Raw genomic sequence first — 18,528 nt, 5'->3', positions numbered from 1 at the left:
CCGAGCCGTGGTCACCGTGGCAGGAGGCGGCCCGCTGTGGTCGCTGCGAGCGAGCAGGCCGATACCGTCTGACACATGACTCCCCTCATCATCGACACGGACCCCGGCGTCGACGACGCGTTCGCGCTGGCTCTGGCGTGTGCGGCACCCGAGGTGGACCTGATCGGCGTGACGACGGTGTTCGGCAACGTCGGCCTCGCGCTGACCACGCGGAACGCGCTGCGCGTGCTCGCGCTGTACGGCCGGGACGACGTGCCGGTGGCGGCGGGCGCGGAGCAGCCGCTCGTGCACCCGCACCCGCACCGCGCGCGCCACGTCCACGGCGCCGACGGGCTGTCCGGCCAGGCGGAGACGCTGCCGGAGCGCGCCACCGGGGTGGCCGGGGTCGACGCGGTGTCGCTGCTCGTGTCGCTGCTGGAGTCGGCACCGGCGCCGGTGACGATCGTGCCGATCGGCCCGCTGACGAACATCGCGCTGCTGCTGGCCGCACACCCCGGGGTGCGGAGCAAGATCGCGCGGCTGGTGGTGATGGGGGGCGCGCTGGGTGGCGGCAACGTGACGGCGGCGGCCGAGTTCAACATCTGGAGCGACCCGGAGGCGGCGCGGCGGGTGCTGGTCGAGGAGCCGGTGCCGGTCACGCTGGTGCCGATGGACCTGACGACGCGGTGCGCGGTGGACGGGCCGTGGCTGGACTCGCTGGCCGCGGCGGGGCCGCGCGGCGCCACGCTGGTGTCGCTGACGGCCACCTACCGCGAGCACTACAGCCGGTCGCTGGGCCGCGACGGCATGGTCGTCCACGACGCGGTCGCGGTGGCGGAGGCGATCAAGCCGGGCCTGTTGCACACGACCGCGATGCCGGTCGAGGTGGACTGCGGGTACGGACCGGGGCGCGGGAACGTGATCGCGGACCAGCGGGCCACGCGGAACCCCGGGGAGGGCCGCGAGGTCGACGTGGCGCTGTCCGCGGACCTGGACCAGGTGCGGTCCTTCCTGCTGTCCCACCTGGCCGGCTGACCGGCCACAAAATGGCCGGGCGGTGGCCTGGCCGGTGGTGCCGCGAGTGGCCTGTGATGACCCCTGACGTTGGTCGACGGAAGGGGAACAGGGGTGTTTTCGGCTCCCGCGCCCGCAGGACGGGAACGCAGGCCGCGGCAGGTGCGGTTGGCGGAGGTGGTGGCGGCCGCCGGCGCGATCACGGCGCTGATCGCGGGTACCGCCCTGTTCGACGAGTTCGGGCCCGGTGCGCTGCTGGCGGCGGTCGGTGGGCTCGCGGTGCTGGTGGCGGCGTCGCTGGTGGCGCGACGGCTGCGGCGGACGGTGCGGTACCGCATCGACCGGCCGTACTCCACGGCGTGGCTGGCGGGGAAGGTCGCGGCACTGCTCGCGGGCCTCGCCGGTGCCGTCGCGATCGCGTCGGCCGTCGACGCGCCGTCACTGCCGCGCACGGTGATCGTGCTGGTGGTGGTCGGGGCGCTGGGTGCGGTGGTGAACACGCACGCGGCGCGGTGGACGCTGTTCCAGGTCGACGCCACCGGGCTGAAACTGGGACGGGCCGCGGTGCCGTGGCCCGCGGTGGCGCGTCTCGACCTCGCCCGCGCGGCGCCGGGTGCGGTGGAGCTCGGGGTGCAGCTCGTGCCGGGGCAGGTGGTGAGCGGTTCCCCGGTGCCGGGGACGGTGCTGACCGACCTGCCGGTCTGCACGGTCGTCCCGGCCGCGGCGGTGCACGCCGACCGGGTCAGGTGGGCGGTGGGTGAGTTCGGCGACCCGGCCATCCCGGTCGTGGTGCGCGAGCAGGCAGGCGACGCGCCGCCACCGCGGGGAGAACTGCCACCGGCGGCACCGTTTCCCGCTGCACCGTTTCCCGCTGCTCCGCCCGTCGCGGAGCTGCCGCCACCCACGCCGGGGCGCCGGCGTGGGTGGGTCATCGGCGGGGCGCTCGCCCTGGCCGCCGTGCTGGTCGCCGGGGTGGTGACCGCGGTCGTCCTTTCCGGGGACGACGAGCCAGGAAAGGCAGGCGCGGCCGAAGCGGAGCGCGGGCCGCGGTACAGCGCCGCGAACGTCGAGGAGCCCTGCGACCTGATCGACGTGTACGTGCTGAAGCGGTGGTCGACCGTGCCGGAGATCGTCACCGAGCCGAGCCGGGACACCCATCCCGACTACGACTCGCTGCGCTGCGGCGCCCACAGCGACAGCGAGTTCCTGGTGGGCCGGGTGACGAACCTCTACATGGTGGTCGCCGTGGCCGAGGACGCCGGTGCCGCGCGTGACTTCCACGCCGAGCAGGAGGAGCGGGGGCTGTGGGTCGCGAGCGGTGACGTGCGGGAGCGGGGCACGGTGGCCGGCCTCGGCGAGTCGGCCGAGTTCGAGCAGGCCATCTCGGCCTACGGCGACCACACCCGCACCGACTACGTGCTGCGCCTGCGGGACGACAACCTCGCGTTCTTCCTCAAGTTCGGTTCGGACGCCGACCAGTCCGACGGCACGGGGGTCACCGTCTCGGCCCTCGCGGACGCCGCCCGCACGCAGGCCAGGGGCGCGATGGAGAAGCTGCGCACGCGGCCCGAGAAGAACGGCAAGCAGGACAGGGACACCGAGAACGCCGCGGTGCCGAAGGCGGTGCACGAGGCGGTCACCTTGCCGTCCACGGCGGACCTGATGGACCGCATCCGAACCGCCGACCCGTGCGAGCTGCACGACCGCGAGGTCGCGAGCACCTTCGGCAGGGTGGCGGTCGAACCGCACCAGGCTCTCGGGCTCGCCGAGTGCCGGCTCATGGCCGTCGGCGCCGACGGGAGCCGGATCGGGTTCGGGATCCGGCTCAACGAGTACCTGACCGAGGAGGAACGTGCCGACCTGGTCAGTGCGGAGTTCGACGGGCAGGAGGTCTTCCACGGCGAGCCCGATCCGGCGGCGAACGGCTGCACGTACAACGTGCCGTACGGCAACACGGGGTTCGGCGCCGAGGTGTCGGTGAGGAGGTACGTCCCGGGCGCGGAGGACCAGGCGCCGTGGCCGGACGCATGTGAGGTGGCGGGTGAGTACACCGCGCACGTGGCGCCGGGGCTCACCGAGCTGCCCGCCCGGTCGGCACCCGCGCCGGAGCCGACCCTCGTCGGCAAGGACCCGTGCGTCGCCGACGAGGTGGCGGCCACGCTGCCGGGCTGGCGGCTCGGCCCGGTCGGCCGGTACCAGTCGGCCCAGTGCCGGTTCACGATGACGCAGGGCGACGAGAGCTACGCGTTCGACGTGCACTTCGACCGGGACGCCGAGCAGACCGGCGACGAGCCCGCGAACGTGGGCGGGCTGACGGGCGTGTGGTTCAACCGGTACGAGGGCCAGTGCGGGCTGTCGCTGGTGTTCCTGCCGGAGACGTCGCCCGACGCGTGGGACGCGCAGAACATCGGCGCCAGCATCCAGTACACGGGCGGCTACGGGACGACGAGCACGCTCGACCTCTGCGAGCTCGCGAGGAAGACGGCCACGATGCTGATCGAACGGGCGTCATGACAGCACGAACGCGACCCGGTCCTCGACGCTCGCCAGTGGCAGCGGGACCGGGTCGTAGCCGTGGCGGCGGTAGCCGGCCACGATCGCGTCGTGGGTGCGGACGGCCTCCGCGAAGTCCTGGCCGCGTTCGGCGTCGGTCGTGTAGATCTCCGGCCACGGCGGGGCGACGAACACGGTGTCGTAGCGGAACACCTCCGCCGCACGGGCCACGTGCGGCGGCACCTCGCGGCCCAGCAGCAGGTGGTAGCCGACCAGGTCGGTGACCCCGCGGTCGAAGAACACCGTGCCGGCCGGGGCCTCCTGGTGGTTGCGGATGTCCCACATCAGCATGAGCTCGGCGAACAGCGCCGTGTCGCCCGTGTGGAGCGCGGTGCCGCCGATCGCCTGCTGCGCCTGGATGATCGCGCGGCCCGCTTCCGGCTGCACCGGGAAACCCCGTGCCGCCAACGCGTTCAGCAGCGTCGTCTTGCCCGCACCAGGGCCGCCGGTCACGACTCGGTACACACGTACGCCTTCGGGGTCCGGCCCACCCTGGTCAGCACGACGGTCGCCGCTTCCGTGCCGGACAGCTTCAGCCTGGGACGCAACGTGTTCGGGTCGACGTCCAGGCCGCGGACCAGGATCTCGACGCGGCCGACCGCGCGGCGGCGCAGCGCCTGGCGCAGCGACTTCTCCGAGTAGTGGCCCTGTTCGAGCACCCGGAACGCCCGGACGCCGGGTGGTTTCGCGTCGCCGGTCAGGTAGGCGATGCGTTCGTCCAGCTGCCAGAAACCGAGCCGGGCCGCGTACTGGCGGACCAGGCCCGCGCGCACGACCGCACCGTCCGGGTCGACGAGCCACTCCCCCGCTTCGCCGACCGGGCAGTCGCCGGGGTCGTCGGACGTGACCGTCCACGCCGTACTGCCCGTGCGCAGGACCGTTGCCCTGCGGGCCGGGCCCGCGAAGGCACCCGTCCACAGGCACGCCTCCCGCACCTGCCCGTCCAGCGACACCAGTTCCACCTCGCCGGTCCACGGCAGCTCGGCGAAGTCCATGCCCGGCGCGCACTTCACGGCCAGGTCCCGGCCGCGGTACGCGTCGGCGAGTGCGTCGAGCGGCGGCACGAAGTCCGAGGCGTGCCAGCGGCGGCGGCCTGCCGAGTCCCGGCGTGCCGGGTCGACGAAGACCGCGATGTCCCGCGTGACCGGCCGGAGCGCGTCGGCCCGGACCAGCGGCGCGGACACGTTGTGCGCCGCCATCGCGAGACGCACCTCGTCGAGGTCCGAGCCGGCGCACCGGTCCGCGACCTCCGCGAGTGCCGCCAGGTCCACGCCGACCGAGCACGTCACGTCATGAACGGCGTGACCCGCGAACCGGGCGGCGCGGTGGCGCGCGACCGGCATCGCGGTCGCCTGCTGCAACGCGGTGTCGGTGAACAGCCAGTCAGCCGGCGAGTCCACCTTGGCCGCGGCACGCCGGCGCAGCAGCACGGTCTCCAGCACGGGCCCCGCGTGCTCCCCGACCAGTCGGCGAGCAGTGGCGACATCCGCGAGAAGACTGGCCGACGTCAGCGGCAGCTCGGAAACCGCCGCGACAGCGGAAACCCCGGCCGACGAGCGCAGGAAGCGCACGTCGGCCGGGGTGAACTCGTAAGTCACGTCGCGGAGCTCGCGGAGCGACACATGTTACGGCTTCGTCCCTGTGACCAGCACGTTGTAGAAGAGGTCGCGCGGGGCGATCTTGCGCAGCACGTTCTCGTCCAGCCACGACAGCCGCAGCCACGACTTGTACGCGAACAGCCGCCAGCCCAGCGTCAGCTTCTCCTGCGGCACCGCCGCCTCGAACGTGCGCACCGGCCAGCCGAACAGCGCGGCCGCCAGCTCCTCGGTGTGCGCGTGCACGTTGGCCGCGCCCGCCTCGCGTGCGACCCTCTCCAGGTCGGTCGGGTCGAACGTGTGCAGGTCGACGACCGCCTCCAGCGCGGCGGCGCGGGACGACTCGTCCAGTTCGGACTGCGGGCGGCGCCAGCCGGACAGCGGCCCCAGCTTCGTCACGTTCGTCGTCAGCCACCAGGTGAGCTGGCCGAGCTTGCGGGCGTAGGTGTCGCCGATCTTGGTCGGCTCACCCGCGAACACGAACCGGCCGCCCGGCTTGAGCACGCGCAGCACCTCGCGGAACGCGGTCGGCACGTCCGGGATGTGGTGCAGCACCGCGTGCCCGATGACGAGGTCGAAGCTGTTGTCCTCGTACGGGATCGTCTCCGCGTCGGCGACGCGGCCGTCGACGTCCAACCCGAGGTTCGACGCGTTGCGCAGCGCGACCTGGACCATGCCGGGCGACAGGTCGGTGACCGAGCCCTTCTTGATCACGCCGCCCTGCATGAGGTTCAGCAGGAAGAAACCGGTGCCACTGCCCAGTTCCATCGCGTGCTCGTACGGCCAGTCCTCGTCACCGGCGACCGCGCGGAAGCGGCCGGTGGCGTAGTCGATGCAGCGCTCGTCGTAGGAGATCGACCACTTCTCGTCGTACGTGTCCGCTTCCCAGTCGTGGTACAGCACGTTCGCGAGCTTGGGGTCCGTGCGCGCCGCCTCGACCTCCGCCTCGGTGGCGTGCGGGTGCGGGGCCGGGTCGGTGGGGTTACTTGCCACTGAATGTCGCCTTTCCCGGACCGTTCTCGATGAACGACCGCATGCCCGTCTTCTGGTCCTCCGTCGCGAACAGCGCCGCGAACACGTTGCTCTCCAGCCGCAGCCCGCTGTTCAGGTCACCGTCGAGACCGCCGTCGACGGCGGTCTTCGCGGCGGCGAGCGCCTGCGCGGCGGCACCGGAGAACTGCGACGCCCAGCGCTTCGCGGTCTCGTACACGTCGTCCGGCGCGACGACCTCGTCGACCAGGCCGATGTGCAGCGCTTCCTGCGCGTCGACGAACCGTCCCGTGTAGATGATGTCCTTGGCCTTGCTCGGGCCGACGAGGCGCGGCAGGCGCTGGGTGCCACCGGCGCCCGGGATGATGCCGAGCAGGATCTCCGGCTGGCCGACCTTCGCGTTGTCGCCCGCGATCCTGCGGTCGCAGCACAGCGCCAGCTCCAGCCCGCCACCGAGCGCGTAGCCGGTGATCGCGGCGACCGTCGGCTTCGGGATGCCGGCGACCGCGGAGAACGACGAGGACAGCTGACCGGCGCGGGCGGACATGTCGGCGTAGGACATGTCGGCCATCTCCTTGATGTCCGCGCCGGCCGCGAACACCTTCTCACCGCCGTAGACGATCACCGCGCGGACGTCGTCGCGGCCGGCCGCCTCCTGCGCGGCGGCGCGGATCTCCTCCTGCACCTGCCGGTTGAGCGCGTTCATCGGCGGCCGGTCCAACCGGATGGTGCCGACGCCGCTGTCGACCTCGAGCCTGACGAACTCACCCACGCGACTGCCTCCCTACCCAGAAGTAACCAAGGTGGACCCAACCTAGCCTCACGCGCGACGGCGCGCGAAGTACCGGTCGCCGAGCTTGTCCAGCTCCAGGTCCTGGCCGAACGTCTTCGACAGGTTCTCGCTGGTCAGGACGTCTTCGAGGAGCCCCTGCGCGACGATGCCGCCGTCGGCGATCAGCAGCAGGTGGGTGAACCCGGGCGGGACCTCCTCGACGTGGTGCGTGACGAGGACCGTCGCCGGCGCGTCCGGGTCGCGGGCCAGGTCCGACAGCCGCGCCACGAGGTCCTCGCGGCCGCCGAGGTCGAGGCCCGCGGCCGGCTCGTCGAGCAGCAGCATCTCCGGGTCGGTCATCAGCGCACGGGCGATCACCGTCCGCTTGCGCTCGCCCTCGGACAGGGTGCCGAACAGCCGGTCGGCGAGGTGCCCGATGCCGAGGGCCTTGCACAGGTCGAGCGCGCGGCCGGTGTCGAGCTGGTCGTAGGCCTCGCGCCAGCGGCCGAGCACCGCGTAGCCCGCGCTCACCACCACGTCGAGGACCGTCTCCTCCGGTGGGATGCGCGCGATCAGCGCGGCCGAGCAGAAGCCGATGCGCGGCCGCAGCTCGAACACGTCGACCCGGCCGAGCTTCTCGCCGAGCACGTGCACCTCACCCGTGGTGGGGTGCAGCTCGGCGGCGGCCAGCTTGAGCAGCGTCGTCTTCCCGGCGCCGTTCGGGCCGAGGATCACCCAGCGCTCGTCGAGTTCGACGCTCCAGTTCACCTCCGAGAGCAGGTTGTTCTTGGCGCGCCGCACACCGACGTCGGCCATGTGCACGACCAGGTCTTCGAGGTCCACTCCCGTCACGGTGCCCTATTCAACAGGAGGGTTTGCACGCGCGTGCCCTCGGTTTGCCTCCGTGCGCAACGGCGGTGGTCGCGGCGGGTGACGGGCACGTTGACTGACGCCCATGACCGGCTACACCGTGAACACCACGAGCCTCGCGATCCGGGTCGGCGAGCTCAACGCCGTCGCCGACCAGGTCGGCGAGATCATCGGCGCACTCGACCTCACCGGCGGCGACCTGGGCCCCGGCGACATCGCCTCGGCCGTCGCCGAGGTGGCCGGCGAGTGGCGCGACAACCTGGGCGACATGCGGGACAAGATCGCCACGATCGCGGACAACGTGCGCGGCGCGGTCGCCAACTACGAGCTGGTCGAGCAGGGCGGCGAGGACCGCATGCGGGCGCTGGCCACGGGCACGGTCCGCGACCAGGTCTTCGAAGCGCTGAAGAACGCGAGGCCCCAGCCGTGACGACACGCTCCTTCCCCGCCCTCGGGTTCGACCCCACGCCCGGCGAGGCGGACGCGGTCAAGACGCTGATGCTCCAGCTCGCCACCGCCGCCGAGACGATCAGCACCACGCTCCCCCGGCTGACGGAGGCGACGAAGATCACCGACGACTCCGAGTGGGGCGGCAGCGCGGCCGAGGAGTTCAGCGACCACGGCGACGACCTGCCGCAGGGCCTCGGCAAGGGTGGTGAGGCCATCAACGCCGTCACCACCGCCCTGTCGTCCTGGTTCGGCAGGCTGACCACCAACCAGGCCCGCGCGGACGTGCTCGAGGCGGCCGCCAAGAAGCTCAAGGCGAAGCTGTCCACATTCGACACGTGCACCCCGGAGTCGACCGCCGTCAGCACGCAGCTGGCCAGGATCATCGACGACGCGAAACGCCTGGAGACCAGGCACCTGCGCGAGGCGAACGCCACCGCGGACGCGATCCGCCAAGGCAAGGACGGCGACCCGTTCAAACCGGAGAACGACACCTGGTACGTGCAGGGGCTCGACGGTCTCGCGGTCGCGGCCGACGGTGTGTCGCTCGCCACCGCGACCGCGGCGGCCGGGCTCGCCGCCACCGGTGTCGGGCTGCCCGCCGCCGCGGTGCTCGGGGCCGCGTCCACCGGCTCCGGCGCGGTCGGCTCGCTGGCCGCGCTGGGCCAGCAGCTGTCCGGTTCCCGCAACGCCCCCGGCTGGGGCGCGGTCGCCATCGGGCTCGGCACCAGCGTCATCCCCGGCGGCGGCACGGCCGCGGCGGCGGTCCGCAGCGGTGGCCGGGTCATCGCCAAGCGTGGTTCGAAGGCCGCGATCCGGGCCGCGCGCAAGGACATCGAGGCCGCGGCCCGCGGTGGCGCGCTGCCCGGGCTGATCGACAACGTCGGCATGATGCGGCAGCACGGGCTCGACGGCAAGGTGTCCCGCGACCTGACCGCCGCCGGCCGCGAGGTCGCCAAGCGGGAGGGCGTCGAGCTGCCCGCGAACCTCGCCGACCGCAAGGCGGAGCTGCAGCGGCTCGGGCTGGAGGCCAAGCAGCACCAGGCGTACGCGGACCTCGTCGACAAGGGCTCGGCGATCGCGGAGAAGGCCGGCGTCGACCTGACCCCGCAGCAGAAGGCCGAGCTGAAGTTCCTGCAGCAGGGCATCAACCCGACACCGAAGCAGCTGGAGAAGGCGATCGAGGACTTCGGCAAGGAAGCCCTGAAGTGAGCGGGTCGAAGGACATCGAGCAGAGCTTGCGGAGCGAGCCGTGAACCTGATCATCGACCTGCCCGACACCGTGTGGCGGCTGCCGCTCGACCACCCCCAGCTCGCCATCCAGGAGTACGCGGAGATCGTCGGCGAGCTGCGGGGCCTGTCGACCGGGCGCGCGGACCTGGAGGCGCTGGCGACCGAGGCGGTCGAGACGGCCGTGCGGGAGGGCGCGGAGCTGATGGCGATCGTCGCGCCGCCCGGCGCGGCGCCCGCCGTGCTCACCGGTGTCGTGCTCGACCGGCCGTCCGGCTGGGACGACGGCACGGCCGCGGCGCTGCGGGACGCGCTCGAGGACGTCGGCGGACCGGACGTGCGGGAGACGCTGGTCATCGGCACCGCGCTCGGGCCCGCGGTCGTCGCGCAGCGGGTGCCGGGCGTCGAGCAGGTGCGGGCGCGGCGGCCGCTCGCACTGCAGCTCCAGGCGTTCATCGCGGAGGGCGAACACCTGCTGCTGCTCACCCTCGCCTGCACGTCCGCGCACGGGTGGGCAACCCACCAGCTCCTGTTCGGGCAGGTCGTGGCGTCGGCCAGGGGTGATCACCGCGAGGACGTCACGGTCCGCACCGGCCACGACGACGACTCGTACGAGAATCACACCTATCAGCTCTGATCATCGGGCCGGTCAGCAGGCAAGATGGAGGAATGCCCGCCGACCACGTGCTGCCCGGATCACCGTTCCCGCTGGGCGCGCATCCGGAGGCCGGCGGAGTCCGGTTCGCGGTCGCGTCGGCGGTGGCCGAGGCCGTCGAGCTGTGCCTGATCGGTGAGGACGGCGCCGAGCGGCGCATCGAGCTGACCGAGCGCACCTTCGGCATCTGGCACGCCATCCTCCCCGGCGTCACCCCCGGCCAGCGCTACGGCTACCGCGTGCACGGCCCGTACGAGCCCGGTCGCGGCCTGCGCTGCAACCCGGCGAAACTGCTGGTCGACCCGTACGCGCGGCAGATCACCGGCACGGTCGGCGACCCGCGCGCGGTCCTTGGTTACGAGGGCGACCCGATGACCGGCAAGGCGTCCACCAGGGACTCGCTCGGGCACGTGCCGCTGTCGGTCGTCACCCCGCCCGGCGGCGTGGACACCGGTGTGAAACCGGAGACGCCGTTCGAGGAGACGGTGATCTACGAGCTGCACGTCCGCGGGTTCACCAAGCTCCACCCCGAGGTCCCCGAGCACCAGCGCGGCACGTACCTCGGGCTCGCGCACCCGGCCGTGATCGACTACCTGGTCCGGCTCGGTGTCACCGCGGTCGAGCTGCTGCCGGTGCACACGATCGCCGACGAGCCGTCGCTGCGGCGCCGCGGCATGCCCAACTACTGGGGTTACTCCACGCTCGGTTTCCACGCACCGCACGAGGCGTACGCGAGCGAGCCGGGCAACGAGGTCACCGAGTTCCGCACGATGGTCGCCGCGCTGCACGCGGCGGGCATCGAGGTGATCCTCGACGTGGTGTTCAACCACACCTGCGAGGGCGGCGTGGACGGGCCGACGCTGTCGCTGCGCGGGTTCGACGCGCCCGCCTACTACCTGCACGACCGGCACGGGTCCACAGTGGACCTCACGGGCTGCGGCAACACGCTCAACCCCGGCTCCCGCGAGGTGGTGCGGCTCGTCACCGACTCCCTGCGGTACTTCGCGAACGAGCTGGGCGTCGACGGGTTCCGCTTCGACCTCGCGAGCGCACTCGGCCGCCCGCGCGGCGGCTGGTTCGACCCGGACTCGGCGCTGATGACCGCGATCACCGTCGACCCGTCACTCGCGCGCCGCAAGCTGATCGCCGAGCCGTGGGACGCGACCGCCGACGGCTACCGGGTCGGCGGGTTCGCACCACAGTGGACGGAGTGGAACGACCGCTTCCGGGACGGGGTCCGGGACTTCTGGCGCGGCGGGGTGAACGTGCGCGACCTCGCCTACCGGCTGTCCGGGTCGGAGGACCTGTACGCGGCCAACACGCGGCGGCCGTGGGCGTCGATCAACTTCGTCACCGCGCACGACGGGTTCACACTGCGGGACCTGGTGTCCTACAACGAGAAGCACAACGAGGAGAACGGCGAGGGCGGCCGCGACGGCGCCGATTTCAACCGGTCGTGGAACTGCGGCGCCGAGGGCGAGACGAGCGATCCCGCGGTGCTGGCCCTGCGGGACCGGCAGGCACGCAACCTGCTCGCCACGCTCATCCTGTCGACCGGCACGCCCATGTTCACCGCGGGCGACGAGCGGTGGCGCACGCAGGGCGGCAACAACAACCCGTACTGCCTCGACAACGAGGTCTCGTGGGTGTCGTGGGAGCCGGACGAGCGCGGCGACGACCTGCTCGCGTTCACCCGCAAGCTGATCGCGCTGCGCGCCACCTCGCCCGCGCTGCGCCAGCCGCAGTTCTTCGACGGCCGCCCCACGCACTCCGGCCGCCCGGACCTCGTGTGGTTCTCCCCGGACGGCGAGCCGATGAGCGACCACGACTGGTTCGACGACGCGCGCCGCACGCTCGGCATGTGGATCGACGGGTCGACGAGCCTGTCCCGCGACCGCACCGGCGAGCTGATCGCCGACGACAGCTGGCTCGTGCTGGTGCACGCGGGCGACGAACCGGCCGAGGTGACACTGCCGGGCCCCGCGTTCGGCGACGCTTTCATCCCCGTGCTGGACAGCGGCACCCCGCGGGGCGAGCCCGCCGACGCGAGCCCGCTCGAGGCGGGCAAACGCGTAGCAGTCCCCGCTCGAAGTCTGCTGGTCTACCGCACCCCACGTACCACTGCGTGAGATAGCTGGCCACTATGTGGCAAGCGTGTCACGATCGGTCGCATGTTCCGGTCGCTCGTGTTCTGGCGCGACCGCACGGTCGACCTCCTGCTGGTCGCCTCGTGCGGCTGTAGCGCCGTGTGATCCCCGCGTCCCGATCACACGACCCTTCCGGAGCACCCTCGTGTCGACCGCACTGTCGGATGACCTGTCCATCTCACACCTGGTCCGCCCCCGAGGTCCGCTGTGGACCCCGACCGAGCTGCGCGACCTCGTGTCCACCATCGGGACCACCTTCCGCGACGAGTTGCTCGCGCGGGTGCGGTTCTCGAGCCCGCAGCGCTGGTGGTCCCGCCTGGAGCTGACCGAGGAGGTCGAGGTCTGGCTGCTGTCGTGGCTGCCGGGCCAGCACACCGCCCCGCACGACCACGGGGGTGCGTCCGGCTCGTTCTCGGTCGTGCTCGGCACGCTGTCGGAGACCTACCGCTACCCGGGCGCCGGGATCGGCACCCGGTCGCACAGCACCGGCGACGCGATCGGGTTCGGCGCGGGCCGCGCGCACCAGGTGTGGAACACCACGAAGGAGAAGGCGGCTACCGTGCACGCGTACTCGCCGCCGCTCGTCCCGACCAGGGAGTACGCCTCGCTGTGGGACATCCCGGCGGTCATCCCTCCGCTGCCGCCGCGGCGGTCACTGGAGGAACTGCGGAAGGAGCCGGTGGAACCGTGAGTGGAGCTGGCGGAACGAACCATCAGGCACAGGGTGGAGCTGGCGGAACGAACCATCAGGCACAGGGTGGAGCTGGCGGAACGAACCATCGGACGCGCAGTGCTGTCGACGAGGTGCTGACGAAGGCTCGCGCCGGGCTGAACCGGGTCGCGCCCGGCGACGTCGCCCGGCTGCCGGACGACCACCTGCTGGTGGACATCCGCCCGCTGCACAACCGGGTCGCCGACGGCGAGATCCCGGGCGCGGTCCCGATCGAGCGCATCGTGCTCGAGTGGCGCCTCGACCCGGCGGGCGAGCACCGCATCGACGGCTTCACCGAGGACACCACGGTCGTGGTCTTCTGCAACGAGGGCTACGCGTCGAGCCTCGCCGCCCGCGACCTGCAGGCGCTCGGTCTCGCGAAGGCCACCGACCTGGTGGACGGCTTCCGCGGCTACCGCGACGCCGGCCTGCCCGTCCGGGCGGGCGGCACGCAGGCGGTCACCTGATCATCCCGGTCTGCTCCAGCTCGGCGCGGTGCCGTTCGATGGCCTGCTCGATGTGCTCGGGCCGCAGTTCGCCAGGGTCGTACGGCTCCCGCAGCTCGATCCCGATCCGGACCGCCACGTCGTCGGCGGGCTCCGTGTGGCCGTGCATCACGTAGTCACGGTCTTCGTGTCGGCGACCGAGGCCGCGAACCGGGACGCGTTGTCCCTTCCTGAGCTCGTTCGCGGCCTCCGCGTCGGTTCGCTGGTAGTCGAGGACCGCCCGCCGCCCGTTCTCGCCGAACTGCTGGAGCACCGGTGTCAGCGTCGCGGCGACCGCTTTCTGTCAGTGCTTCACGGAGAAACGGGGGTGGGTCACCGTGCCGGTGAACGTCATCGCGGGCAGGCCGTCGAACAGCTTCGCGCCGCCGCCGAGCAGGACCGGCACCAGGCTGATCATCACCTCGTCCACCAGGCCTGCCGCCAGCGCCTGCCGCTTCACGTCGGCACCCATGAGCAGCACCGTCCGGTCCCCCGCCGCCACCTTCGCGCGTTCGACGGCCTCCGCCAGGTCGGTCACGAACGAGAACGTGCCGCTGCGCTGGGGCAGGTCCGGGAGCGGCCGGTGCGTGAGCACGAAGGCCGGCGCCGGGTACGGGGTGTCGTGCCAGTGGTCGAGCCCGATGTCGAACGTCCGCCTGCCCACGACCACCGCACCCGCCTCGGCGCGGATACGCTCGGCGACCGCGTGGTCGGCCGGGGTCGTGTCGGTGAACATCCAGGTGTGCAGCTGCTCGCCGCCGACACCCATCGGGTGATCGTGGGACACGTCCGGGCCCGCGATGTAACCGTCGAGCGACATGCTGGCGTAGACGAGAACCTTGGCCATCGTTTCCTCCTTCGAGTCCTGCCAGGTAGACCACCCGGAGTGGCGGAACTCATCGCGGCTGCCCTTTCGGCTGTCCATGAAGACAGTGGGCGTGGTGCGTCCGCCGCGTAGCGTCTGTGGACGTGCGGGTTGCTCACGTTCTGCTCCGGCCCGGCGGCCTCGCGACGGTGGCGACCGTCGCCGCCGTCGTCGTGCTGACGCGCCCCGACGTGGTCACCGGGCTGGTCGGCGCGCTGACCGGCGGGCTCGTCGCGGTCGTCGCGAGCCAGGCCGGGCTGCTGGCGAGCGTGCTGGTGCCCGGGGTGACGCTGCGCCGGCTCGTGATCGGCACCGGGCCCCGGGTCGCGGACTGGCCGACCCCGCACCGGATCGTGACGCTGCGTGCGGTGCCGATCATCCTGTCGGTGTCGGTGCGGGCCACGACGGCGGGCCGGATCCGGGCGGTCGCACTGTGCGGGCTGGCGGCCGAGGCGGTGCCCGCGGTCTGCGCGGTCGCGCTCGCGGACGGGCCGTTCACCACAGGTTTCGCGGCGGCGGCCGTCGCGTCGCTCGCGGTGTCGCTCGTCCCGAAGCGGACCGCCACCACCACGTCCACCGGCTGGCTGTTGTTCCGGCTGCCGTACTCGGGTGCCGGGAAGGCGGCGCCGCTGGTGGACCGGGCCGTGCGCGCGGCGCAGGCCGGTGACATCGCGGCCGCGGAGACGGCGGCGGCGCAGCTGCGGGTGCGGCACCCAGGGCTGCGGTCCGCGCTGGCCGCGCGGATCCGGGTGCTGGCCGCGCAGGGCCGGTACGCCGAGGCCGTGGTGCTCGCGGTGCGGCTGACCACCGACCCCGATCCGGGTGCGTACGCCGTGCTGGCGGGCCTCACGTGCGCGACGGTCGAGTCCGGGCAGCTGGACAGCGAGACCGGCCTGACCACGGCGAGCCGGGCCATCGAGAACGCGGCCGCGCTCGGTTATCCCAGCCACCGGCTCAACGGCGCCCGGGCGATGGTCGCGCTGTTGCGCGGGGACGCGAAGGACGCGATCACGCTGGCGCAGCTGTCCGCGAGCACCGCCGACGACGCCCTCGGCCGTGCTGACGACCTCGCCACGCTGGCTCGGGCTCACATGGCGGCCGGCGACAACCGCATGGCCAGGCAGGTGCTGACCGAGGCGGAGAAACTGGCGGGGTGGTGGCCTCGGGTGGCCACCACCCGGACTCGCCTCGAGGTGGCCGGCTGACGCTCTCCTCGTTGTGTTCGCTTCGGTGGTGTGGTTCGTCCTCGCCGGACGGGCAGGTCTCCGGGGTGGCGGGGTTGTTTGGTTACGTTTGGGCGGGTCTGCCTGCCATGAAGGGGCCCTTCATCACACCGGGCGTAACGAAGGGGTCCTTCATCACGGTGAGCGCAACGAAGGGGCCCTTCATCACCGGACGCAACGAAGGGGCCCTTCATCACGGTGAGCGCAACGAAGGGGTCCTTCATCACGCCGGACGTTACGAAGGGGCCCTTCATCGCACCGGGCGCAGCGAAAAGGCCCCTTCGGGACGTTGAGTGTCCCGAAGGGGCCTTTCGTGGCATCGCGGCTGTCTCGACAGCGTCTTTCGGGGCATCCCGCGCATGAGTGCGGGCGCTGCGCGCAACCGGGCCGGGTCAGTTCGCCAGGACTACCCGGCCCAGCTCGACGGGGCTTGCCAGCAGTTCGTGGTTCGGCAGGACGCGGGCCGTGACGCCCAGTGCGCCCGCGTGTGGCAGTGACACCTCCGCCGCGTACCGGCCGTCGCCGTCCGGGGTCATCGGTACGGTCACCACGTCGAACAGCTCGTCGCTGTCGGAGACGCGGCCGATCACCGCCTGCACCTGGACGTCCGAAGTGGACAACCCGGCCAGGTCGACCGACGCCCGCACCGCCACCCGCTCACCGAGCACCGGCGTGTCCGAACCGTTCAGCGACAGGTCGCACGACGTGACCCGCACGTGCGGCCACGAACCCGACAGCCGCTCGCGGTAGGCCGCCAGCTCCCGTGCCGCGCGGAAACCCTCCGCGTCGGCCAGCTCCACGGCGGTCGCCGCAGGGGTGTACTGCCGCTCGACGTACTCCTCGACCATCCGCGACGCCTGGACCTGCGGGCCGAGCGACGACAGCGTGTGCCGCACCATCGCGAGCCACTGCTTCGGCACGCCGTCGGTCCGGTCGTAGAACAGCGGCGCCACCTGCGAGCCCAGCAGCTCGTACAGCGCCGCCGCCTCCAGGTCGTCGCGGCGCAGCGGGTCGGACACGCCGTCGGCGGTCGGGATCGCCCAGCCGTTGGAGCCGTCGTAGAACTCGTCCCACCAGCCGTCGCGGATCGACAGGTTCAGCCCGCCGTTCAGCGCCGACTTCATGCCGGAGGTGCCGCACGCCTCGAGCGGGCGGGTCGGGTTGTTCAGCCACACGTCGCAGCCCCAGTACAGGTACCGCGCCATCGACATGTCGTAGTCGGGCAGGAACACGATCCGGTGCCGCACGTCGTGCTCGTCAGCGAACCGGACGATCTGCTGGATCAGCGCCTTGCCGCCGTCGTCGGCCGGGTGCGACTTGCCGGCCACCACCAGCTGCGCGGGCCGGTCCGGGTCGAGCAACAGCGCACGCAGGCGGTCGTGGTCGCGCAGCATCAGCGTGAGGCGCTTGTACGTCGGCACGCGCCGCGCGAACCCGACGGTCAGCACGTCCGGGTCGAACACCGTGTCGGTCCACGCCAGCTCCAGCGGCGACGCGCCGCGCTGCAGCCACGCCTCCCGCACCCGCCGCCGAACCTCGGTGACCAGCAGCTTGCGCAGGTCGCAGCGCAGCTGCCACAGGCCGTGGTCGTCGAGGTCCGTGCCGACCCTGGCCATCTCCCGCGCGGTCCACGTCGGCCCGTGCACGCCGTTGGTGACCGACGTGATCGGCACCTCCTCGGTGTCGAAGCCCGGCCACAGCCCGCCGAACATCTCGCGGCTGACCTGCCCGTGCAGCTTCGACACGCCGTTGGCGCGCTGCCCGAGCCGCAGGCCCATGTGCGCCATGTTGAACATGCCGGGGTTGTCCTCCGCGCCGAGCGCGAGGACGCGGCGCAGGTCGACGTCCGGCAGCAGCGCGCCGTCGCCGAAGTAGTGCTGCACCAGGTCCACCGGGAACCGGTCGATGCCGGCCGGGACCGGGGTGTGCGTGGTGAAGACCGTGCCGGAGCGGACCGCGGACAGCGCCTCGTCGAACGACAGCTGGTGCGCCGACATCAGCTCACGCAGGCGCTCCAGGCCGAGGAAGCCGGCGTGGCCCTCGTTCATGTGGAACACCTCGGGCTGCGGGTGCCCGGTCAGCTCGCAGTAGGTGCGCACGGCGCGCACGCCACCGACGCCGGCCAGGATCTCCTGGCGGATGCGGTGGTTCTGGTCGCCGCCGTACAGGCGGTCGGTGACACCGCGCAGGTCGTCGTCGTTGCCGTCCACGTCGGAGTCGAGCAGCAACAACGGCACGCGGCCGACCTGCGCCTTCCAGATCCTGGCCCGCAGCACCCGGCCACCCGGCATCGCGACGTGCACGAGGATCGGCGCGCCGGACGGCTCCACGAGCGGCGACAGCGGCAGCCCGTTCGGATCGAGTACCGGATAGTGCTCGATTTGCCACCCGTCGAGTGACAGCGACTGCCGGAAGTACCCCGACCGATACAGGAGCCCGACACCGATCAGGGGAACGCCAAGGTCGGACGCCGCCTTCAGGTGGTCACCCGCGAGCACCCCGAGACCGCCGGAGTAGTTCGGCAGCGCCTCGGTGACCCCGAACTCCATCGAGAAGTACGCGATCGACTCCGCCATCCGGCCCCTGCCCGACAGCTCCGAACGGCGCTGTTGGTACCACCTCGGCTCGGAGAGGTAGCGGCGCAGGTCGCCGGACGCCTCGCCGAGGCGGTGGCGGAACGACTCGTCGTCCGCCAGTTGCTCGAGACGGCTCGCGGGCACCTCGGCGAGCAGGCGCAGCGGGTCGCCGAGACGGTCCCATATGCCCTGGTCGATGGTGGCGAACAGATCCTGCGTGTGCGGGTGCCAGGTCCACCGGAGGTTGGTCGCGAGCGTTTCCAGCTCGGCGAGCGACTCGGGCAGACCGGCGCGCACGGTAAAGCGGCGTACAGCTTTCACGCCGACCGACCCTAGCGGGCACCCCCGACGGAAAATCAGGTGCGGGGCGGGGGTGTGGTCGAACGTGGGACCGGGCACACTTCTCAATATCAAC

General features: G+C 72.2%; 17 protein-coding genes. 9 read left to right on the top strand and 8 right to left on the bottom strand.

Annotated elements, in window-relative coordinates; all coding sequences use genetic code 11:
• Positions 1–75 precede the first annotated feature (75 nt).
• Positions 76–1,014, top strand: a complete 939-nt coding sequence (locus FHR82_RS21390; RefSeq protein ID WP_184812221.1) for a nucleoside hydrolase — start codon at positions 76–78, stop codon at positions 1,012–1,014.
• A 93-nt stretch (positions 1,015–1,107) separates the two neighbouring features.
• Positions 1,108–3,507: a hypothetical protein gene (locus tag FHR82_RS21385; RefSeq protein WP_184812220.1), complete on the top strand. Its 2,400-nt coding sequence runs from the start codon at positions 1,108–1,110 to the stop codon at positions 3,505–3,507.
• On the opposite strand, the gene FHR82_RS21380 is transcribed toward FHR82_RS21385, so the two are convergent.
• The 5 genes from FHR82_RS21380 to FHR82_RS21360 are packed head-to-tail and all read right to left on the bottom strand — an operon-like array spanning position 3,502 to position 7,719.
• Positions 3,502–4,011 carry an AAA family ATPase gene (locus FHR82_RS21380; protein ID WP_184812219.1) on the bottom strand — a complete coding sequence of 170 codons (510 nt, stop codon included), beginning with the start codon at positions 4,009–4,011 and terminating at the stop codon, positions 3,502–3,504. The two genes, FHR82_RS21385 and FHR82_RS21380, sit on opposite strands and share 6 nt — an antisense overlap.
• Positions 3,996–5,144, bottom strand: a complete 1,149-nt coding sequence (locus FHR82_RS21375) for a THUMP-like domain-containing protein (protein WP_184812218.1) — start codon at positions 5,142–5,144, stop codon at positions 3,996–3,998. The genes FHR82_RS21380 and FHR82_RS21375 overlap by 16 nt, the downstream gene beginning before the upstream one ends.
• 27 nt (positions 5,145–5,171) lie before the next feature.
• The gene (locus FHR82_RS21370; protein WP_184812217.1) at positions 5,172–6,134 is read right to left on the bottom strand and encodes a class I SAM-dependent methyltransferase; all 963 of its coding nucleotides are present in this window, start codon (positions 6,132–6,134) and stop codon (positions 5,172–5,174) included.
• The gene (locus FHR82_RS21365; RefSeq protein ID WP_184812216.1) at positions 6,124–6,903 is read right to left on the bottom strand and encodes an enoyl-CoA hydratase/isomerase family protein; all 780 of its coding nucleotides are present in this window, start codon (positions 6,901–6,903) and stop codon (positions 6,124–6,126) included. Before FHR82_RS21365 ends, FHR82_RS21370 begins: the two co-directional genes overlap by 11 nt.
• 48 nt (positions 6,904–6,951) lie before the next feature.
• Positions 6,952–7,719 carry an ABC transporter ATP-binding protein gene (locus FHR82_RS21360; RefSeq protein ID WP_184812499.1) on the bottom strand — a complete coding sequence of 256 codons (768 nt, stop codon included), beginning with the start codon at positions 7,717–7,719 and terminating at the stop codon, positions 6,952–6,954.
• 139 nt (positions 7,720–7,858) lie between these two features.
• On the opposite strand from FHR82_RS21360, the gene FHR82_RS21355 reads away from it, so the two are divergent.
• The 6 genes from FHR82_RS21355 to FHR82_RS21330 all read left to right on the top strand — a co-directional run bounded on the left by FHR82_RS21355 (position 7,859) and on the right by FHR82_RS21330 (position 13,431).
• Positions 7,859–8,203 carry a WXG100 family type VII secretion target gene (locus FHR82_RS21355; RefSeq protein WP_184812215.1) on the top strand — a complete coding sequence of 115 codons (345 nt, stop codon included), beginning with the start codon at positions 7,859–7,861 and terminating at the stop codon, positions 8,201–8,203.
• On the top strand, positions 8,200–9,432 hold the full coding sequence (locus FHR82_RS21350; protein ID WP_184812214.1) for a hypothetical protein: 1,233 nt from the start codon (positions 8,200–8,202) through the stop codon (positions 9,430–9,432). Before FHR82_RS21355 ends, FHR82_RS21350 begins: the two co-directional genes overlap by 4 nt.
• A gap of 40 nt (positions 9,433–9,472) precedes the next feature.
• Entirely contained in the window at positions 9,473–10,087 is a 615-nt protein-coding gene (locus FHR82_RS21345) for a hypothetical protein (protein WP_184812213.1), read from the top strand.
• A 32-nt stretch (positions 10,088–10,119) separates the two neighbouring features.
• Positions 10,120–12,234, top strand: coding sequence for a glycogen debranching protein GlgX (gene glgX, locus FHR82_RS21340; RefSeq protein WP_184812212.1), 2,115 nt, complete (start codon positions 10,120–10,122; stop codon positions 12,232–12,234).
• Positions 12,235–12,397: 163 nt separating this feature from the next.
• Positions 12,398–12,943: a cysteine dioxygenase gene (locus FHR82_RS21335; protein WP_184812211.1), complete on the top strand. Its 546-nt coding sequence runs from the start codon at positions 12,398–12,400 to the stop codon at positions 12,941–12,943.
• Positions 12,944–13,056: 113 nt separating this feature from the next.
• Positions 13,057–13,431, top strand: coding sequence for a rhodanese-like domain-containing protein (locus tag FHR82_RS21330; RefSeq protein WP_311771199.1), 375 nt, complete (start codon positions 13,057–13,059; stop codon positions 13,429–13,431).
• Here FHR82_RS21330 and FHR82_RS21325 read toward each other — a convergent pair.
• Together FHR82_RS21325 and FHR82_RS21320 are read right to left on the bottom strand one after the other, a co-directional pair.
• On the bottom strand, positions 13,424–13,723 hold the full coding sequence (locus tag FHR82_RS21325) for a hypothetical protein (RefSeq protein WP_184812209.1): 300 nt from the start codon (positions 13,721–13,723) through the stop codon (positions 13,424–13,426). The two genes, FHR82_RS21330 and FHR82_RS21325, sit on opposite strands and share 8 nt — an antisense overlap.
• Positions 13,724–13,753: 30 nt before the next feature.
• Positions 13,754–14,296 carry a dihydrofolate reductase family protein gene (locus tag FHR82_RS21320; protein ID WP_184812208.1) on the bottom strand — a complete coding sequence of 181 codons (543 nt, stop codon included), beginning with the start codon at positions 14,294–14,296 and terminating at the stop codon, positions 13,754–13,756.
• Positions 14,297–14,418: 122 nt separating this feature from the next.
• Here FHR82_RS21320 and FHR82_RS21315 point away from each other — a divergent pair, with 122 nt between their 5' ends.
• Entirely contained in the window at positions 14,419–15,519 is a 1,101-nt protein-coding gene (locus FHR82_RS21315) for a tetratricopeptide repeat protein (protein WP_184812207.1), read from the top strand.
• Positions 15,520–15,929: 410 nt separating this feature from the next.
• On the opposite strand, the gene glgP is transcribed toward FHR82_RS21315, so the two are convergent.
• Positions 15,930–18,434 (bottom strand): alpha-glucan family phosphorylase, encoded by a 2,505-nt coding sequence (gene glgP, locus FHR82_RS21310; protein ID WP_184812206.1) that lies wholly within the window; start codon positions 18,432–18,434, stop codon positions 15,930–15,932.
• Positions 18,435–18,528 lie beyond the last annotated feature (94 nt).

It is taken from the genome of Actinophytocola algeriensis, from assembly GCF_014203735.1.
Taxonomy (GTDB): Bacteria; Actinomycetota; Actinomycetes; order Mycobacteriales; family Pseudonocardiaceae; genus Actinophytocola; species Actinophytocola algeriensis.
This window is presented reverse-complemented; position numbering and strand designations above follow the sequence as displayed.